This window comes from Nocardia sp. CA-151230 (assembly GCF_050942175.1).
GTDB lineage: Bacteria > Actinomycetota > Actinomycetes > Mycobacteriales > Mycobacteriaceae > Nocardia.
This window is the reverse complement of record NZ_CP192061.1, coordinates 8,700,350-8,718,930: the sequence shown is the minus strand read 5'-3', so window position 1 is coordinate 8,718,930 and position 18,581 is coordinate 8,700,350. Positions and strand designations below refer to the sequence as shown.

The 18,581-nt window shown below is 68.2% G+C and carries 18 protein-coding genes; 8 read left to right on the top strand and 10 right to left on the bottom strand.

Features of this window, described 5'->3' with window-relative positions; all coding sequences use genetic code 11:
* Positions 1 to 20: 20 nt before the first annotated feature.
* Together ACQP1O_RS40855 and ACQP1O_RS40850 are read right to left on the bottom strand one after the other, a co-directional pair.
* A complete protein-coding gene (locus tag ACQP1O_RS40855) occupies positions 21 to 1,226 on the bottom strand; it encodes a homogentisate 1,2-dioxygenase (RefSeq protein WP_433563601.1) in 1,206 nt (401 codons plus the stop codon).
* 69 nt (positions 1,227 to 1,295) lie between these two features.
* Positions 1,296 to 1,922 carry a TetR/AcrR family transcriptional regulator gene (locus ACQP1O_RS40850; protein WP_433563600.1) on the bottom strand — a complete coding sequence of 209 codons (627 nt, stop codon included), beginning with the start codon at positions 1,920 to 1,922 and terminating at the stop codon, positions 1,296 to 1,298.
* Between the two features lie 156 nt (positions 1,923 to 2,078).
* On the opposite strand from ACQP1O_RS40850, the gene ACQP1O_RS40845 reads away from it, so the two are divergent.
* On the top strand, positions 2,079 to 2,255 hold the full coding sequence (locus ACQP1O_RS40845) for a hypothetical protein (RefSeq protein ID WP_433563599.1): 177 nt from the start codon (positions 2,079 to 2,081) through the stop codon (positions 2,253 to 2,255).
* Between the two features lie 178 nt (positions 2,256 to 2,433).
* Positions 2,434 to 4,260 carry an acyl-CoA dehydrogenase gene (locus ACQP1O_RS40840; RefSeq protein WP_433563598.1) on the top strand — a complete coding sequence of 609 codons (1,827 nt, stop codon included), beginning with the start codon at positions 2,434 to 2,436 and terminating at the stop codon, positions 4,258 to 4,260.
* A gap of 51 nt (positions 4,261 to 4,311) precedes the next feature.
* On the opposite strand, the gene ACQP1O_RS40835 is transcribed toward ACQP1O_RS40840, so the two are convergent.
* A complete protein-coding gene (locus ACQP1O_RS40835; protein ID WP_433563597.1) occupies positions 4,312 to 4,521 on the bottom strand; it encodes a hypothetical protein in 210 nt (69 codons plus the stop codon).
* Positions 4,522 to 5,018: 497 nt separating this feature from the next.
* On the opposite strand from ACQP1O_RS40835, the gene ACQP1O_RS40830 reads away from it, so the two are divergent.
* Positions 5,019 to 5,657: a hypothetical protein gene (locus ACQP1O_RS40830; RefSeq protein ID WP_433563596.1), complete on the top strand. Its 639-nt coding sequence runs from the start codon at positions 5,019 to 5,021 to the stop codon at positions 5,655 to 5,657.
* Here the strand turns inward: ACQP1O_RS40830 and ACQP1O_RS40825 are convergent.
* From ACQP1O_RS40825 to ACQP1O_RS40815, 3 genes are read right to left on the bottom strand one after another with little or no spacing between them, the layout of a single operon-like run.
* Positions 5,654 to 6,469 carry an exodeoxyribonuclease III gene (locus ACQP1O_RS40825; protein ID WP_433563595.1) on the bottom strand — a complete coding sequence of 272 codons (816 nt, stop codon included), beginning with the start codon at positions 6,467 to 6,469 and terminating at the stop codon, positions 5,654 to 5,656. The genes ACQP1O_RS40830 and ACQP1O_RS40825 overlap by 4 nt on opposite strands.
* Before the next feature lie 51 nt (positions 6,470 to 6,520).
* A complete protein-coding gene (locus ACQP1O_RS40820; protein ID WP_433563594.1) occupies positions 6,521 to 7,471 on the bottom strand; it encodes an N-acetylglutamate synthase, CG3035 family in 951 nt (316 codons plus the stop codon).
* A gap of 6 nt (positions 7,472 to 7,477) precedes the next feature.
* Positions 7,478 to 8,101, bottom strand: a complete 624-nt coding sequence (locus tag ACQP1O_RS40815; RefSeq protein WP_433563593.1) for a peptide deformylase — start codon at positions 8,099 to 8,101, stop codon at positions 7,478 to 7,480.
* A gap of 248 nt (positions 8,102 to 8,349) precedes the next feature.
* Between ACQP1O_RS40815 and ACQP1O_RS40810 the strand changes: the two genes are divergently transcribed.
* The 5 genes from ACQP1O_RS40810 (at position 8,350) to ACQP1O_RS40790 (ending at position 12,868) form a co-directional block, all read left to right on the top strand.
* Positions 8,350 to 8,667 carry a DUF3263 domain-containing protein gene (locus ACQP1O_RS40810; protein WP_433563592.1) on the top strand — a complete coding sequence of 106 codons (318 nt, stop codon included), beginning with the start codon at positions 8,350 to 8,352 and terminating at the stop codon, positions 8,665 to 8,667.
* 91 nt (positions 8,668 to 8,758) lie between these two features.
* Positions 8,759 to 9,313, top strand: coding sequence for a LytR C-terminal domain-containing protein (locus tag ACQP1O_RS40805; RefSeq protein WP_433563591.1), 555 nt, complete (start codon positions 8,759 to 8,761; stop codon positions 9,311 to 9,313).
* 173 nt (positions 9,314 to 9,486) lie between these two features.
* A complete protein-coding gene (gene sodC, locus ACQP1O_RS40800; protein ID WP_433563590.1) occupies positions 9,487 to 10,155 on the top strand; it encodes a superoxide dismutase[Cu-Zn] in 669 nt (222 codons plus the stop codon).
* An 18-nt stretch (positions 10,156 to 10,173) separates the two neighbouring features.
* Complete coding sequence (locus ACQP1O_RS40795; RefSeq protein ID WP_433563589.1) at positions 10,174 to 11,322, top strand: glutamate--cysteine ligase; 1,149 nt, start codon at positions 10,174 to 10,176, stop codon at positions 11,320 to 11,322.
* A 184-nt stretch (positions 11,323 to 11,506) separates the two neighbouring features.
* Positions 11,507 to 12,868: a DUF5933 domain-containing protein gene (locus ACQP1O_RS40790; RefSeq protein WP_433563588.1), complete on the top strand. Its 1,362-nt coding sequence runs from the start codon at positions 11,507 to 11,509 to the stop codon at positions 12,866 to 12,868.
* A gap of 22 nt (positions 12,869 to 12,890) precedes the next feature.
* Here ACQP1O_RS40790 and ACQP1O_RS40785 read toward each other — a convergent pair whose 3' ends face one another.
* The 4 genes from ACQP1O_RS40785 to ACQP1O_RS40770 all read right to left on the bottom strand — a co-directional run bounded on the left by ACQP1O_RS40785 (position 12,891) and on the right by ACQP1O_RS40770 (position 18,337).
* Positions 12,891 to 14,228, bottom strand: a complete 1,338-nt coding sequence (locus ACQP1O_RS40785; RefSeq protein WP_433563587.1) for a hypothetical protein — start codon at positions 14,226 to 14,228, stop codon at positions 12,891 to 12,893.
* Positions 14,229 to 14,378: 150 nt separating this feature from the next.
* Positions 14,379 to 16,634 carry an AAA family ATPase gene (locus ACQP1O_RS40780; RefSeq protein ID WP_433563586.1) on the bottom strand — a complete coding sequence of 752 codons (2,256 nt, stop codon included), beginning with the start codon at positions 16,632 to 16,634 and terminating at the stop codon, positions 14,379 to 14,381.
* Between the two features lie 69 nt (positions 16,635 to 16,703).
* Complete coding sequence (pssA, locus tag ACQP1O_RS40775; RefSeq protein WP_433563585.1) at positions 16,704 to 17,624, bottom strand: CDP-diacylglycerol--serine O-phosphatidyltransferase; 921 nt, start codon at positions 17,622 to 17,624, stop codon at positions 16,704 to 16,706.
* The gene (locus tag ACQP1O_RS40770; RefSeq protein WP_433567964.1) at positions 17,621 to 18,337 is read right to left on the bottom strand and encodes a phosphatidylserine decarboxylase; all 717 of its coding nucleotides are present in this window, start codon (positions 18,335 to 18,337) and stop codon (positions 17,621 to 17,623) included. The genes pssA and ACQP1O_RS40770 overlap by 4 nt, the downstream gene beginning before the upstream one ends.
* Positions 18,338 to 18,581: the final 244 nt, after the last annotated feature.

Genomic DNA, 18,581 nt, shown 5'->3' with positions numbered 1-18,581 from the left:
CACCGTTGCGTCACTCGGACTCAGATCCACTCGGACGGCCCTCGCCCCGACCAGGTCCAGGCATACCGCGCGTCCTCGCACGCCAGCGCGCCCTCGCCCAGCTGCAACGGGTGGAAGGTGTCCACCATGACCGCCAGCTCGTCGAAGAACTCTATGCCGATGCTGCGTTCGTAGGCCCCCGGCTGCGGCCCGTGCGCGTATCCGCCCGGATGCACCGACACCGAGCCCTGCCCGATCCCGGATCCCTTGCGCGCCTCGTAGTTTCCGCCGCAGTAGAAGAGGATCTCGTCGGAGTCCACATTCGAGTGGTAATAGGGGACCGGTATCGACAGCGGGTGGTAGTCCACCTTGCGCGGCACGAAATTGCAGATCACGAAGTTCTGCCCCTCGAAGGCCTGATGCACCGGCGGCGGCTGATGCACGCGGCCGGTGATCGGTTCGAAGTCGGCGATATCGAAGGTGAACGGATACAGGCAGCCGTCCCAGCCCACCACGTCGAAGGGGTGGCGGGCGTACACCATGCTGGTGCCGACGATCTCACCGGCGGGGCGGTGCTTGACCAGCACCTCCACGTCCTCGCCCTCGACCTGTACCGGTTCGGTGGGCCCGTGTAGATCCCGCTCGCAGTAGGGCGAGTTCTCCAGGAACTGGCCGTATTTCGAGAGATACCGCTTGGGCGGGGTGATGTGGCCGGCGCCCTCGATGACATAGGCGCGCAAGGGTTCGGGGCCGTCGGGAATCCAGCGATGCGTGGTGGCGCGCGGCAGCAGCACCTGATGCCCCTGCCGCACCGGCAGGGTCCCGAAGACGGTTTCCACTCGCCCCGAACCGGATTCGATGTAGACGAGTTCATCGCCGACGGCATTGCGGTACAGCGCCGATTCCCGCAGCGCCGCTACATAGGAGATGCGGACATCGGCATTGCCCAGCAGCAGCCGCCGCCCGGTCACCACATCGCTGTCGCCCGGCTTGTCGCCCAGGAACAGTTCATGCAGCTTCAGATGCCGGTGCCGCAGTGGATGATTCGGGTAGAGCCGCTGCTCGGGCAGTATCCACACCGACGAATCCACAATGGCCGGAGGCAATCCCCGGTGATAGAGCAGCGAGGAATCGCCGGAGAAGCCCTCTTCGCCCATCAGCTCTTCGTAATAGAGCGCGCCGTGCTCGTCCCAATGCTGCGTGTGCCGCTTGGGCGGCACCGAACCAACCTGCCGATAGAACGTCATGGCGGCCTCCCGCTGACCGATGGTCCCTTTCCCATCGTAGCCACCGGATAACGGCAGGACCCCGGATTCTCAGGCGTGGCGGAGGGCGCGATACACCGCCGCGCCGACGAACTCGCCCAGTGTGTCGGGGGTCCACTCGCCCGGATCGGTGAGCAGGGTGCGCACCGCACCCTCACCGGCCGAGACCCACAGCTCGACCAGGGCCGGCAGCTTGCGCTCGGCGTGCGCGGTACCCCAGGCCTTCAGGGTCGGGCGCAACCGCCGGGTGCAGCGCTCCACGGCCAGCAGCCGGCCCTTGCCGAACGAATCCGCCACGGCCGGATCGGGATTGCCGTACAGCAGGCGCCAGGTGTCGGGCCGCTGGGACACCGTGTGCAGCAGGGCCCGGAAGCCCTCCACGAAGACTGCCTCGTCGGCTTCGACCCGGCGGCGCGGCAGCGTGTCCATTACGCCCTGCACCAGGTAGTCCTCCTCGCGGCGGATGAGTGCTTCGAGGAGCTCCACACGATCGGCGAAGCAGGCGTAGACGACCGGGCGGGTGACCTTCATGCGGTCGGCCACGGCGGCGATGGTCACCGCCGCGATGCCGTCGGCGACGGCGATCTCGAGGGCGGTGTCGAGGACCTGCGGGCGACGCCGTTCGGGACCCAGATGCCGCGCGCGCTGGCGTGGTCGTATCGCCGAATCGATGCCCATGCGCACCGACGATAGCAGTGCGCGCGGAGTGTGGACCCGCTGGTCCGAGCCGGTAACAAGATCGTTTCCTACAATTGTGAACAAAAATGCTACATTCACGAAGGAAATCACCCGGAGGAGCCGAGGACGCCCCCGGCCGGAGGAGAACGTGCGGCCGTGTCCGCCCTCCGGAACGACCGTTCGAAGCTGAAGGTGGCCGAGCACTTCATCGGCCGCACGACCGACCGTCTGCTCGGGGAACATATGCGAGCCGCGGTTCCCGTGAATCCGGTCACCGTCACTCCGCAGCAGGCCAAGGCGCTGTACTGCCGCAGGTCCCGGTCCAGCGCATAACGGCGGGGTTAACTTTTCGGGATTGTTCCCGGTCGGATGGGGCTCTCCGGGTTAAGAGGCGTACCTACGCTTGCGTAACGGGACAGGCGTACGGCAACCTCCCCTTGATCTTCGAGATGCTCGACCAGATCTTTCGACATCGCTCGACCAGTTCAGACTCAGCCGAGGAGGCCCTTCCGTGTCCCACTACAAGGCGAACCTACGAGACATCGAGTTCAACTTGTTCGAAGTACTGGGTATCGGGGAACTGCTGGACCAGGGCGCCTATGGCGACCTGGACGCCGACACCGCGCGGGAGATGCTCGCCGAGGCGAAGCGCCTGGCGGAGGGGCCGATCGCGGAATCGTTCGTCGAAGCCGATCGCAACCCGGTCGAGTTCATTCCGGACCAGCACACCATCACCGTGCCGGAATCGCTGAAGAAGACCGTGGCCGCGGTCAACGAGGCCGGGTACTCCGGTCTGGGCATGTCCGAGGCGATGGGCGGCGTGCCCGCCCCCAACGCCCTCATCTGGGGCATCCAGGAAATGCTGGTCGCCGCGAACAACTCGGCCTCGTTCTTCAACATGGGTCCGCTCATGCACAAGGTCCTCTTCGACGAGGGCACCGAGCAGCAGCAGAAGTGGGCCACCCACGCCTGGGAGAACCGCTGGGGCGGCACCATGGTGCTCACCGAGCCGGACGCCGGCTCCGATGTCGGCATGGGCCGCACCAAGGCGATCCAGCAGGCCGACGGCACCTGGCACATCGAGGGCGTGAAGCGCTTCATCTCCGGCGGCGACGTGGGCGACACCGCCGACAACATCTTCCACCTGGTGCTGGCCCGCCCCGAGGGCGCCGGCCCGGGCACCAAGGGCCTGTCGCTGTTCGTGGTGCCGCGCTTCCTGTTCGACACCGAGACCATGGAACTCGGCGCCAAGAACGGCGCGCTGGTCACCGGCGTCGAGCACAAGATGGGCATCAAGTCCTCGCCCACCTGTGAGATCACCTTCGGCGGCGATATTCCGGCCGTCGGCTACCTGGTCGGTGACAAGCACAATGGCATCGCGCAGATGTTCAAGGTCATCGAGAACGCGCGAATGATGGTGGGTACCAAGGCCACCGGCGCGCTGTCCACCGGGTACCTGAACGCCCTGGAGTACGCCAAGCAGCGCGTGCAGGGCGCGGATCTGACCCAGATGGCCGACAAGAGCGCGCCGCGCGTCACCATCACCCACCACCCGGACGTGCGTCGTTCGCTGGCCACTCAGAAGGCGTACGCCGAGGGTCTGCGCGGGCTGTACATGTACTGCGCCTCGTACCAGAACGCCGATGTGGCGCAGGCCAATTACGGGGTGGACGCCGAGCTGGCGGAGAAGGTCAACGACCTGCTGCTGCCGATCGTCAAGGGCTGCGGCTCGGACCGGGCGTACGAGAGCCTGACCGAATCGCTGCAGACCCTGGGTGGTTCCGGCTACCTGCAGGACTACCCGATCGAGCAGTACATCCGCGACTGCAAGATCGACTCGCTGTACGAGGGCACCACCGCCATCCAGGCGCAGGACTTCTTCTTCCGCAAGATCATTCGCGACAAGGGCGTGGCGCTCGCGCACATCGCGGGTCTGATGCAGCAGTTCATCGACGGCGGCCCGGACCAGTTCAAGATCGAGCGCGGGCTGCTCGGCGCGGCGCTGGCCGACGTGCAGGCCATGGCGGCCACCCTCACCGGCTACCTGATGGCCGCGCAGCAGCAGATCGACGAGATCTACAAGGTCGGCCTGGGCTCGGTCCGATTCCTGTACGCCGTGGGCGATCTCGTCATCTCCTGGCGACTGCTGGAGCAGGCCACCATCGCCCAGGCGGCGCTGGACGCCGGTGCGGCCGACAAGGACAAGAACTTCTACACCGGCAAGGTCGGTGTGGCGTCCTGGTTCGCGAAGAACAAGCTGCCGCTCATCAGCGGCGTGCGCGCGGTCGTCGAGAACCTCGACAACGACATCATGAAGCTGGACGAGTCCGCTTTCTGACCTGCCGGCATCCCCCGGCCCCGCATCTGTCCGGTGCGGGGCCGGTTTGCTTCAGGCCACCCGGCTCGTGGGTCCCCGGTCGGCGGGGTCTCGACGTCGGTGCCGTCCGCCCGCGGGGGGAGCGACCACAGGGTTGGGGAGCACGATGGTCGGTGCGTCCAGCACGGCGTGTAGGTGGGCGCTGAAGGCGTCGAGGCTGCCGTAGCGCGTGAGGATCTCGTCGAGTACCTGGTGCGCACTCGAGCCTGTCGGATTGTTCATCTCGCCCCTCCGAGGTCCGCCACCGGCCGGGACCGGGTTTTGACCGGCATTCTGCACGAGATGTTCGAACGTGTAGCTACTTTGAAGATAACTGTGACTTTCCGTGCCTCGAGCACTCTCGATTCGTGCCATCGGCGTGGCATCTGGGCCGCTCCAGCACCAGATCGCACTACTGTCCGTTATGGGTGACCTGAGTGGGGAATGGTGGCGGGCTCGGGAGTGGTTATCTCGCCGCACCCCGGTCAGGATCACCCGGTCGGGGTCGTCGCCGGACGGTCCCGGAACGCGGTGCCCACGCTCCACCAAACCCGGGTGGTGCACCGTGCGCGGAAAGTTGCTCGACGGCCGGGTGGATCAGCCCGCAGACTCCCCGATCCACCCGGCCCCGAACGGGTTCCTGTGTGTCTTGTCGGCGAGCCGCGACTCGCCGACGTGACACGCACATTCGATGTGTGACGGCGTCGTGAAGTGTCGTCCCCAGCGGGTACAACTACGGCATGGTCTTCCCGGTTACCTTCGGCTGGATCCAGATGCTGCTGCTGGTACTCGGTATCGCGGCGATCGGATTGCTCGTCACGGCCGTTCTCGAGGCGCGCAAGGTGGGGTGGCGTGCGCTGGTCGGCCGGGGCGCGGGTGCGGCCGGGCTGGTGCTCGTCGGGGTCGTGATCCTGTGGATCACCACGCTGCTGCAGACCTTTCTCGGGCTCACCGGGGAGGTGAAGGCGGCGCACATCGAGGCCAAACCCGTTGCGGGGCAAGAGCACATGATGAACGTCGAGCTGACCCTCTACGGCGACAAGGGCCACGGCGACCAGCACAAGACCTATCAGGTCGAGGGCGACCTGTGGGTGCTGCAGGCCAATATCGTGGAACTCGAACCGTGGGTGAACGCGCTCGGCTTCAACTCCGGGTACAAGGTGACCCGGCTCTACGGCCAGCGGTTGGACGGCATCGCCACCAGGCAGAATCAGATCTTCCTCAATGGCAGCGACGCCGACTTCTTCCAGGACATGAAGAATCAGTCCTGGTACACAAGGCCTTTCGTGCGCTCGGCCTACGGCAACGCGGTCATCGCCGCTGCGGGCAGCTACGACGTCTTCATCTCCCGCGACGCCATCAAGAGCCGGTCCGTCTAGTCGGCGAGTTCGGCCACCACGGGCGCATGATCGCTGGCGCCCTTGCCCTTTCGCTCCTCGCGGTCCACATTCGCCTCGGTGACCCGGGCCGACAGGGTGGGGGAACCGAGGATGAAATCGATGCGTATGCCCTCCTTCCGGGGGAAGCGCAGCTGTGTGTAGTCCCAGTAGGTGTAGACGCCTGGTCCCGGGTGGAAGGGCCGCATCACGTCGCTGAAGCCCGCCTCGCCGAAGGCGTCGAAGGCGTCGCGTTCCCGGTCGGACACGTGGGTCTTGCCCTCGAAGAATTCCGGCGACCAGACATCCAGATCGGTCGGCGCGATATTCCAGTCACCCACCAGCGCGATCTGTGCGTCCGGATCCTCCGACAGCCACTTGCTGCCCGCACTGCGCAGGGCGGCAAGCCATTCCAGCTTGTAGGTGTAGTGCGGATCGTCCAGAGCGCGCCCATTGGGCACGTACAGGCTCCACACCCGAACCCCGCCGCACGTCGCGCCGATCGCGCGGGCCTCCACCACCGGCGCGCTGAGCAGCGATTCCGCGGCGTCCTTGTCGAATCCGGGCTGATCCGGGAAGCCGATCTCGACATCCTCGATCCCGACCCGGGAGGCGATGGCCACCCCGTTCCACTGGTTGTAGCCGACGTGCGCGACCTCGTACCCTGCCGCCTCGAAGGCCTCGAACGGGAACTGCTCGTCCTTGCACTTGGTTTCCTGCATGGCCAGCACGTCGATATCGGCGCGGTCCAGCCACGCCAGCACCCGATCCTGCCGGGTACGAATCGAATTCACGTTCCAGGTAGCGATGCGCACGAGTGGTGAACCTTTCAGAACTAGTGTCTTGCGACAGCGACCGGCACGCAATCAGGGCGCGGCGTACCGGTAGCGGTGGTGTTCGACGAACCCCATCTCCTGGTACAGCGCCAGCGCCGCCTCATTCTCGTCCGATACCTGCACGTACGCGTGCGTGGCTCCGTGCGACTGCCCCCAGCGGATCATCTCCGCGCACACCAGCGCCCCCAGCCCGTGCCGCCGATGCTCGTTCGCCACCGCGACGCAGGTCAGCCCCGCCCAGCAGCGGCCGTCCGGGGCCGTGGTGACCGCGACCCGGCCGATCGCCAGCGGCGACTGCAAACCCAGCGTGGCGAAGGCGACCTGACCGTCGCGCACCGCCGTCAGCACCTCCACCACCGGGGTCGACCCGAGTTCGGCGTCCCCGCCGCGATGCCGGTGCATGGACAGCCAGGCCCCGTCCGGATCCGGGGTGAAGCGCACCATCGGCGGTCCGGACGGCAGCGCCATGGTCTCGATATCGACCGCCAGCACCTGGGTTTCGTTCCAGCTGCGCCAGTCCGCGGGCGCGGTGGCCAGCCGATCGGGCAGCTGGAACTGTGCGGGCAGGCCGTGCGCGGTGTACCACTCGCCGATCCGATGCAGGGTCTCGGTGTCCATCAGGGCGGGTCCGTCCGTACCGCCCAGCGGCACCGCGGAATTCGCGCGATTGGTGTACCCGTCCCCGGCGCGCAGCAGCCAGCCGCCGATCCAGGACCGCCGCAGGCCCGGCCAGCCGTCGGCCGCGGCCGCTTCCAGGGCGCGGATCTCGCTGGTCCGAATGGGCCTGGGCCCGAGCGGTTTCCAGGCCACCACCCGATCCCAGGCGATCGACACCACCTGGCCGTCGGCGGTGCGCACGGTCAGCGGATCGGTCTCGGTGAGTTCACCGATCACATCCGTCAGCGGTTGCGGATAGCCCGCGGGCAAGCGGTAGCGAACCACCACCCGCTTACCGATCGGCGGGAGTTCGGAATCGGTCATACCCGATCAGTCGTCGAGATCGTCGTCGTCGTGTCCGAAGGGATCCGGCACGGTGCCCGGCACCCAGCTCAAACCCGGCTTGCCCCAGCCGTTTCGCTTGATGGACTTCTTGGCGGCCCGGGCATTGCGCCCGATCAGCACGTCGACGTAGAGGAAGCCGTCCAGGTGCCCGGTCTCGTGCTGCAGCATGCGGGCGAAGAAGCCGCGGCCCTCGATCTCGACCGGTTCGCCGTGCTCGTCGGTGCCGGTGACCTTCGCCCAGTCGGCGCGGCCGGTGGGGAACTGTTCACCGGGCACCGACAGGCAGCCCTCCTCGTCATCATCGGGATCCGGCATGGACTCCGGGATCTCGGAGGTCTGCAGCACGGGATTCACGACGCAGCCGCGGCGGCGGACCATCTTCGCGCCGTCGCTGTCGTCCGGGCAGTCGTAGACGAAGATGCGCGGCGAGACCTCGTCCTCGTCCTTGATGATGACCTGGTTGGCGGCCAGGCCCACGCCATTGGCGGTGTCCATGGTCTCGTACATGTCCGCGATCAGCTCGGCCAGCTCCTCCGGGGTCTGCGTGACCGGAGTGGTCGCGCGGTGCAGAACCGGGTCGCCGACAATGCGAATCGGGAGAATAGCCATGCTGAGCAGCCTACTGGGCTGCCATTTTGCAGAGATCACCCCCTGGACACCCGCCCGCAGGTTCGAGACCTCAGGGCCGCGAACCCTGCCCCGGAGCGAAGTGGAGGGGCAGAACAAGCACGACACGCCGGAGCGGCGTCGCAGAACACGCCGATCGGTGCGCATCGGGAAGACTCGGCCGCGTGGTTGAATGATCGGCGACGCACAAGCACCATATTCGTCTGGTGACCACTCGGCGAGGGAGCAGTATGGACAGCGCAGCGGCACGCGATATTCCCGCAAGCGAGGACGGCCCTTCCGACGTGGATGGCGCACACGGGCTTTCCCGCCGCGAGCTCGACATTCTCGACTTCGAGCGCAAGTGGTGGAAGTACGCCGGCGCGAAAGAAGAAGCCATCCGTGAGCTCTTCGACCTCTCACCCACCCGCTACTACCAGGTCCTGAACGCGGTCGTCGACAAGCCGGAGGCGCTGGCCGCCGACCCCATGCTGGTCAAGCGCCTGCGCCGGCTGCGCGCCAGCCGTCAGAAGACCAGGGCCGCACGCCGTCTCGGTTTCCAGGTGTGAACCACACCCGGAATGTGAAGCAGCTGCCAACACCGCGTGCGTACGCGCTTGATCCCGCGCGGGCGCCCCATCACCCATTAGGCTCGACGCCGTGAGCAACCCGAATTCGTCGGCCGGCGGCCCGCCGCTGCGGGCCCTGGCGATGGTCCTGATCGCGCTGGCCATCGTGTTCGCCGGGCTGGGCGCGATGTCGCTGTCGAGTTCGGACTCCTCGAGCAGCAGCGCCGACTCGACCTCGCAGTCCAGCGTCGCCGCGACCACCACCGGTGCGGCACAGCAGAATTCGGCCCAGGCCACCACCACCCCACCGGTCGCGCCCACCACCACGGCGGCGCTGCCGACGACCACCACCGCGGCGGCAGGCGTCGACAAGACCCTTCCCGTACGGGTTTACAACAACGGCACCGTGCCGGGCCTGGCCAAGAAAACCGGCGACCAGCTCAGCTCCGACGGGTACAACGTCACCGAGGTGGGCAACTACGCGAACGGCGTCATTCCGAAAACCACCGTGTACTACGGCAGTTCGCCCAAGGAGCAGGCGCTGGCCCAGGCCATCGCCGCGCAACTGGGCTGCTCGGCCGAACCCCGATTCCCCGGGATCTCGGACTCGCCCACCGGTGTCATCGTCATCGTCACCAGTAACTGAATCGCTGTTGACAAGGCACTGAATCGCTATTGGTAAGGCACTGTCAGGTCGCTCGAAAGAAACCGTGCGGCCCCTCCACGGGACAGGCGCACGTCTCTGGCATCATCTTGTCCGGTACGAAGTATGTCCACCCTGCTTTCCCGATAAACTCGGACTCGTAAAGGAGTTCCCCGATGGCCTCGTCCACAACTCGTCGCCCGTCCTGGTGGACTGTTGCTCCGGTGCTCGCGGTCGCAGCCCTCGGCCTCACCGCCTGCTCCAACAGCCAGGAGTCGAGCGACGTCAAGGGGACGACCCCGCCGGTGTTCACCAGCTCGCAGGCCCCCGCCGGCAGCACGCAGGGGACCGAGGGCGGCAATGCTCCGGAGGAATCGTCCAGCGTCACGCTGAAGGACCCGAGCGGCGGCACCGTCGGTACCGCCACCATCGCGAAGGTGGGCAACCACCTCCAGATCACCGTCGAGGCGCACGGGCTGAAGCCCGGCTTCCACGGCCTGCACGTCCACCAGGTCGGCAAGTGCGAGCCCAACTCCACTGCACCGGCGGGCGGCGCGCCCGGCGACTTCCTCTCCGCCGGTGGCCACCTGCAGGTCGGCGACCAGAACACCCATCCGGCCAGCGGCGATCTGACCTCGCTCGAGGTGCTCAAGGACGGCACCGCCAAGCTGACCACCACCACCGACGCCTTCACCCTCGACGAGGTCAAGGGCAAGGCGCTGATCATCCACGCCGGCGCCGACAACTTCGGCAATATTCCCACCCGGTACGCGCCCGCACCTGATGCGGACACCCTCGCGACCGGCGACGCGGGTGCACGGGTCGCCTGCGGCGTCGTCGCCTGAACCCTCTCGAGGTGAGCCATGGCCGGGGCAGGCAGAACGAAGGTCCCCTTCAACTCATCGCCCCGGCCCACGCTCGGCGTGGAATGGGAGGTCGCGCTCGTCGACAAGCACACGCGCGACCTGTCCAACACCGCCGCAGCGGTTTTCGAAGCCTGCGGTGATCTGCGCGCCTGGGACGGCACCCCGCAGATCACCAAGGAACTGCTGAAGAACACCGTCGAACTCGTCTCCGGCAAGCACGACACCGTGAGCGAGGTGGTCGACGAACTGCGCGCAACCCAGGACACCGTGCGCCGCGCCGCCGACCAGGTCGGCGTCGACCTGTTCTGCGCCGGCACCCATCCCTTCGCGCAGTGGTCCACCCAACAGCTCACGCGCAGTGCGCATTACGACGAACTCATCGCGCGCACCCAGTGGTGGGGTCGCCAGATGCTCATCTGGGGCGTGCACGTGCACGTCGGAATCTCCCACCCGGACAAGGTCTTCCCCATCCTCAACGGCCTGCTGCCGTCCTATCCGCACCTGCTGGCACTGTCGGCCTCCTCGCCCATGTGGGCGGGCGTCGACACCGGATACGCCAGTAACCGGGCGCTCATGTTCCAGCAGCTGCCCACCGCCGGACTGCCCTTCCAGTTCGAGAACTGGGACCAGTTCGAGGGTTTCGTGCACGACCAGATGAAAACCGGTGTGATCGAACAACTCGGCGGCATGCACTGGGACATCCGGCCCGCGCCCAAGTGGGGCACCATCGAGGTCCGCGTCTGCGACGGCACCCCCACCAAGGCCGAACTGACCGCCATCGTGGCGCTGATCCACTGCCTGGTGGTGGATCTCGACCGCCGGGTCGAATCCGGCGAGACCATGCCGGCCATCCTGCCGCCCTGGCATGTGCAGGAAAACAAGTGGCGCGCAGCGCGTTACGGGCTCGACGCCATCGTCATCACCGACGCCGACAGCAATGAGCGACTGGTTACCGACGACCTGATGGAACTGCTCAACCGGCTGGAGCCGACCGCCAAGAGCCTCGGCTGCGAGAACGAGCTCGCGATGGTCGCCGACATCCCGAAGAAGGGCGCGTCCTATCAGCGTCAGCGCCGGGTGGCCGCGGCCGCGCAGGGCGATCTGGTCGCGGTCGTCGATTCGCTGGTCCACGAACTCGAGTACTGAGGTCCACGAACTCGCGCATCGCCGAATCGTCTTGCACGGTTGTGATTTCGATTACGACCGGATACGTACGGTGTACGCGTGGCCAGGAGCGATACCGCGCTGACCGGGGCCTGTTCATCTGGGGAGATGGGCGGCGTTCAACTACTCACCGAGCTGGCGTTCATGCGGCGTTTACTATGGCTGGATGCTGCTCGACGATCCGTACTCCCGAATCGGCGGCGAGACACGCCGAACCGGGTTACGGATGTTGTCGCCGCGCGCCGGCCTGACGGCCGCGTTGTCCGTGGGCGCGGCGCTGCTCATCGTCCTGCAGGTCGTGGCCTCGCACCACCACTTCACCGGCCCGCTCGAAAGCATCTGGGCGGACTTCGCGGGTAATGCCAAATCCTTCACCGTGCCGTGGGCCGGGCTCGGGCTCGCGCTCATCGGGCTGAGCTGGCGGCGGCGGTTCCTGGCGGCCGGCGCGGCGCTCGGCATCGACCTTGTGTACCAAGCGATTCGGACGTTGTCCGGTGGACCACTGGCCATGGGCAACGGCCCCGTCCTCGTGCTGCTCGCCCTCATCGGGCTCGCGTGCTGGAAGTGGCAGGGCAAGGACCGCACCAATGCGCTGCATGCCGCCGCGCTCGGCATCCTGCTGGTGCTGTCCAGCAAGGTCGCCGACGTCTGGCTGGGCATCACCGTGCTGGCCGGGCCCCGGGTGCTCGACGAACACATCGTGCTGGTGGACCACGCCCTGGGCGACCCCTCCTGGCTGATGGGGCAGCTGCTGGACTGGCTGGGGCCCATCGCCTCCGCCGTGCTGCACTGGGTCTACATCGAACTGCCCGTCGGCGCGATGATCGTGACCATCTGGCAGCTGCGCAATGTGGTCACGACGGGGGACTGGCCTCGGCACTACCTGGTGCGCACCTTCCTGGTGCTCGGCCTCATCGGCCCCGTCTTCTATGTCGTATTCCCCGTCGTCGGGCCGATGTTCGCGTTCGGCGCGGACGGACACGCCCTCTCCCTGGGTAGCTACTGGCCGAATATCGTGCCGCCGGTGGATCTCTCGCCGGGTTCGATCGCCTTCGATCACTACACCCCGCGCAACTGCATGCCGTCGCTGCACACCGCGTGGGCGCTGTCGATCTTCATCCACTCCCGCCGCGATCCCTTCACGGGTGCGCCCGCGCCGGGCTGGCTGCGCTGGGGCGGGACCTTCTGGCTGGTCGCCACCCTGTCGGCCACCCTGGGCTTCGGCTATCACTACGGCGCGGATCTGGTGGCGGGCGCGGTGCTGTGCCTGACCATCGAATCCGCCCTGCGCGCACCGGAACGCGGCTGGGATCGCACCCGTGTGCAGCTGGTGTCGGCCGGCGCCGCACTCTTCGCCGGGCTGCTGCTGTCCTACCGGTACCTGTCGACCGGCTTCGCCGAACATCCGGTGCCCGCGGGCATCGTCGTGGTCGGCCTGGTGGCCGGTTATGTGACGGCCTTCTACCGCACCTGGTTCGGTGACGCCGTGATCGCGGCCCCCGCGCTGGAATCCGCGGTGCGCGCCTGACCGTCCGCCGGTCACCGCGCGGTCAGCCGGAGGCGGCCGCGCCGTTCGGAGATTCGGGCGCGGTGTCGGTCGTCGCCGGGATCCGCGGGCGACTGCGCCGCAGCAGGTAGATCCCGGCCAGACAGCCTCCGGCCACCAGCGCCGACGTCCAGCCCAGGGCCGCGGTGCTGTCGGAGCTCACCGCGCACATCGACGCGTTGCCGGCGGATTGTGTGGCGTAGTGGCCGCGCGACACGTAATCGCGCATGCCCAGCACCGCCGACGGGACGAACAGCACCAGGGTGCCCAGCACCCGGCTCGGCACATAGTGCGGCCGCGTGGACAGCAGGGCGAAACCGATGAGCCAGGACACGGCCGCCGCACTGCCCACGATCAGCCAGGCCCGGGTCGAATCGGCCGTGAATGCCGTGAACACCCCGAGCGCCGTGCCCGCGGCCAGGGAGACCGTGACACCCCCGCCCCGGCTGCCCACCCACATGCCGATGGCCGTCACCGCCGCTAGCACCGGGATCGACCAGGCCGGCATCTCGGCTGCCACGGTCGCCGCACCCACCGCGCCCAGGCCCACCGCCAGCAGCACGATTTCGCCGTCCCGGCCCGGCAACAGCATGGCCGCGACAATGGCGGTCCCGACCGCGGTCGCCACCGCGAGGCTGATGCCCGCATGACTGTCGCCGTGCCGGGCCAGCCATTCCGCACTGGCCACCGTCACCAGTACCAGCACCACGCCCGCCAGGATCGGGGCCAGCGGCAGCTCCGCCGAGACCCGTTCCTCCACCTCGCGTTTCCGATGGGTCAGGAACCCGAACCCCACCAGGACCAGCGCCAGCACGAGCATCCAGAGGGGCAGCACATCACCGGCGTGCCAGTGGTCGCTCGCTGTCGCGTCGATGCCGCCGCTGATCCGCGTCACCGGATTCACCGAACCCAGCAGCAGGCTGATCAGAACGCCCAGGGTCCAGCCGAAGGCGGGCAGCCGACGGTGCAGCACCGCCGCCCCCAGCGCGCCCAGGATCAGGCCACCGGCCAGGGAATCGATGAAGTTCATGGTGGGCAGCGACGAATTCGGGTCGCCGCCATGTCCGAACACGTGATTGGCCAGTAGTACCAGCAGCCCGCCCAGTGCGGTCGCCCACGCCGCGACGGGGCTGCCCAGCGTGGTGATGAGCACCGCCGTGATCATGGCGATGAGCGCGCCCGCCGACACGGCGCGGGGCAGGGTGTAGGCCAGCAGGTCCCGCTGCAGGGCCGATGTCTCGGAGGTCCAGCCGAAGTCGATGGGCAGGGCCAGCGCCAGGCCGGCAACCGTTGCTGCGACCAGCGCCGTGATCGTCTCGGCGGCGACCTGATGCGACCTCACCAGCGCAAAATTACCGGTGATAGGCGGACCGATTGGTACGACTCGCCTACTTTGTACAGATTCGGCGCGCTACCGGCGCGCATGGCGAACGCGCCGCGAAACCAGCGACACAGCAGACTAATCGGTCTCATATGCCCTGGTGGGGGGCATTCAGACGTAGCCGGACACGTCGCCGGGTGGAGTCGACGATTCGCGCTGGGCGGCATACAGCCGCAGGGCCTCCACCTGGGCCGGATCCAGCGAGGGCCGCACCGCCTTGCGCGCGGCTCCCACATCCGCGGCCGTCACCTCTGCGGCCTGGACATCGCGGCGCATGGCCGCGAGCGCGGCCTCGCGCAGCAGCGCCGAGCAATCCGCCGCCGAGTAGCCCTCCAGCTCACGCGCCAGCCGCCGCAGATTGACGTCCTTGGCCAGCGGCACGGATTTGGCGGCGGTGCCCAGGATTTCCGCGCGGGCCTCGGCATCCGGCGGCGGCACGAACACCAGGCGCTCCAGGCGCCCGGGACGGGTGAGGGCCGGATCGATGAGTTCGGGCCGGTTGGTCGCGCCGATCACGACCACATCCCGTAGCGGCTCGACACCGTCCAGTTCGGTCAGGAGCGCGGCGACAATGCGATCCGAGACGCCCGAATCGCTGGACTGCCCGCGCCGGGGCGCCAGCGCGTCCACCTCGTCCAGGAAGATCAGCGACGGCGCGGAATCCCGTGCGCGCTGGAACAACTCGCGCACCGCCCGCTCCGAGGAGCCGACCCACTTGTCCATCAGCTCCGCGCCCTTCACGGCGTGCACACTCAACTGCCCCGATCCCGCCAGCGCCCGTACCAGGAAGGTCTTGCCGCACCCCGGCGGCCCGTACAGCAGCACCCCGCGCGGTGGCTCGATACCCAGCCGCTGGAACGAATCCGGATGCTTCAGCGGCCACAGCACGGCCTCGGTGAGGGCCTGCTTGGTCTCCGCCATGTCGCCGACGTCGGCGAGGCTCAGACTGCCGATGGCCAGTTCCTCGGACCCGGAACGCGACAGCGGGCGGATCACCTCCAGCGCTCCGGCCAGATCCTCCTGCAGCAGCATCGGATCCGACTGCTCGCGACTGGCCCGCGCGGCCGCCCGCAGGGCTGCCTCCCGCACCAGCGCCGTCAGGTCCGCCGCGACGAAACCCGGTGTCCGCGAGGAAATCTCATCGAGCTTCAGTCCATCGGCAGGGACATTGCGCAGCAGCTGCTCCAGCAGCGCCGCGCGGACCCCCGACGTCGGCAGCGGCAGCGATACCTCCCGATCGCACAGCTCCGGAGCACGCAGCCGCGGGTCGATGCCCGCCGCATTCGACGTCGTGGCCAGCACCGCGACCGCCTCCTGTGCCACGGCTGCGCGCAACTGGTCGAGAATCAGCGTGGCCACCGGTTCGGCCGGTGTCGGCAGCAGCGCGTCGATATCGGTGATCAGCAGCACTCCGCCTGCACCGGAACAGATTTCGGCCACCTTCTCGGACACATCGCGCAGCCTGGGCCCGATGTCGGTCGCGCCGACCGCCGGGCCGTCCAGCTCCACCAGCCGCCGCGATCCCGTCACGGCCCGCGCGAGTGTCGCCTTACCGACGCCCGCCGGACCGGTGATCAGGACCCCCAGATGCGAGGACGCTCCGAGTTTCTTCAGCAGGTCCGGCTCGTCCAGCGCCAGGCTCAGCCACTCCCGCAGCTTCGCGGCCTGAGTCTGGACCCCGGCCAGATCGGCCACCGCCACCACCGACGGCGGTGACGCTGGAGCGCTGACCCGCAGTTCGGTGCGGGTATCCGTGTCGTCCAGGGGAGCCGTGGGCAGGTCCGTCTCGGCGACGCCGAAACCCCAACCCACCGCGCTGTTGGTACTGATGACCACCGGGCCGGGCTGCGGATCGACCGCCGTCACTCGCAGCAACTCCGAGGTCCAGGCGATATTGAGGGCTCTCGAAAGCTGCTGGGCCACACCGGATCGGCCGGCCCCGGGCTTCAGATCCATCGGGCGCAGCGAGACGGCGTCCTGGATGGACACCACCTTGCCCTGCAGGGCGTGCCGCAGTGTCGTCTCGTCGATGGCGCGCATGACGTCCGGTGAGCCCGTGACCGAGATCCGGGTGGCCCGGCGCGGAATCACCTTCGCGATGGTCAGTTTCGAGCCCGCCGAGATGTGCGCGTTCGACATCGTCACCTCGTCGAGCAGCGCCTCGCCGCGCCCGACGGGTTTGCCTTTCGCCGGTGTCGCCACCAACGCGGAGGTCTGCCTGCCGCCGGCGATCGAGATCACGTCCCACGGATTCACGCCCAGCAGCGCCAGCGAGTCCGGATGCAACCGGACCACCCCCCGCCGATCGTCGGCGGGGGAGGTGTTCAGGCGAGCGGTGAACTGGAAACCCGGCTGTGAGTCGGTCACGCCGTCAATTCTGCCCGGGCCGACCGGCCGCCGACGGCAGCGTCGGCGAATTGCGGCCGGGCGTTGGTTTCAGCGCCCGGGGCGATTCGCCACCCGGTCGCGCTGACCCGGGCGGCGCAGGCGCAGCCGTGCCGTGGACACCGACACCCGCGGCACCCGCCCGGCCAGCGGGCGCTGGCGGCGCTGTGCCTTGCGCTGGGCGCGGCGCTCGGCGGGCTTGTGGTTCCAGGTCTCGGGCCGGGCCGCGACCCAGCGCGCGGAGTGCACCGCGAACGGGATGTGGCCGAGGTACAGCACGACCAGCGCCATCATCAGGATGAGCGGGTAGGTGACCAGCAGCGCGGCGGCCAGCGCGACCAGCACCAGCAGGATGGGCGCGGTGCGCGGGGCCACCGACACCGACTTGACGGCCAGGGTGGGCAGCGTGCTCACGCACAGCAGGGCGGTCAGCACCGTCCACACCGCCACCACCGGGAAGCTCACCCACCAGCCGTCGCCGAACTGCTCGGACAGCGCGATGGGCGTCAGCACGATGAGCGCGCCCGCGGGGGCGGGCACGCCGGTGAAGTACTCACGCTGCCAATCCGGGCGGTTGTCGTCGTCCATCAGCGTGTTGAAGCGGGCCAGCCGCAACACCATGCAGACCGCGAACATCAGCGCCAGGATCCAGCCGATGCTGTCGGCGTGCAGGAAGGTCACGTACAGCACCAGGGCGGGCGTGACGCCGAACGCAATGGCGTCCGACAGCGAATCCAGCTCCGCGCCCATCTTGGTGGTGGCGTCCAGCATGCGGGCGATGCGCCCGTCCAGCATGTCGAAGACCGCGGCGGCGCCGACCAGCGCCAGCGCGATCCCCAGCTTGCCCTCCATGCCGAACTTCACCGCGGACAGGCCCGAGCACAGTCCCAGGATGGTCACCATGCTCGGCAGCAGTCGGATGGTGCGGTTACGGCGACGCCCGTTCGATTCGGGCGCGAGTTGTTCCATCATGAATCCAGTTCGGCCAGCACCGTTTCCGCACCGATGGTGCGCTGTCCCGGGGTGACCAGCAGCCTGGTCCCGGCCGGGAAGTAGGTGTCCACGCGCGAACCGAACCGGATCAGGCCGTAGGTGTCACCGATGTTCAGCTTGTCGCCGGCCTCGGCCTCGCAGATGATGCGGCGCGCCAGCAGCCCGGCGATCTGCACCACCACCACGCGCTGCCCGGAGGCGGTCTCGATGACCATGCTGTTGCGCTCGTTGCGGTCGCTGGCCTCCGGCAGGTCGGCGGAGAGGAACTTGCCCTTCTGGTAGGCGACCTGTTCCACCAGGCCGCTCACCGGCACCCGCTGCACGTGCACGTCCAGCACCGACAGGAAGATGCTCACCCGCGGCAGCGGCGCGTCGCCCAGGCCGAGTTCGGCCGGCGGCACCGCGGTGTCCACCAGGGCGACCTCGCCGTCGGCGGGGGCCACCACGACGTCGGGGCGGTTCGGCGGCACCCGGTGCGGGTGCCGGAAGAAGGTGGCGCAGGCCGCGGCCGCCAGCAAACCGGTGCGGCGCAGCCACTTTCGCCGATAGCCGAGGGTGGCCACCGCCAGCGGTGCGGCCACGAACGGCAGACCTGCCGGATGCAGCGGCGGAACGGCTTTGCGGACCAGGTCGGCGACGTGACCGAGGCCGGTCTGTTCCGGAGTGCCGGGCGGGGTGGGTCGGCGGGCCACAGGCTCCTCTTTCATGCGCGGGTAGATGCGGTCAGGGACCGCGATCACACGATACGTGAAGTGGGTTCGACGCTCGCGTTCTCGGTGACCGAACACCCGCGGCCGGGCCTCTCGGACCGGGGGCGCGCCACCCGGCAATGACCCCTCGATTGTGATCGGAAGCACTGGCATGAGAGGCTATCGCGACTAAGATGAGGGAGCCTCATGTCTGCGGCATTGTGGGTCCGCGGGGGGTGAGGAACCC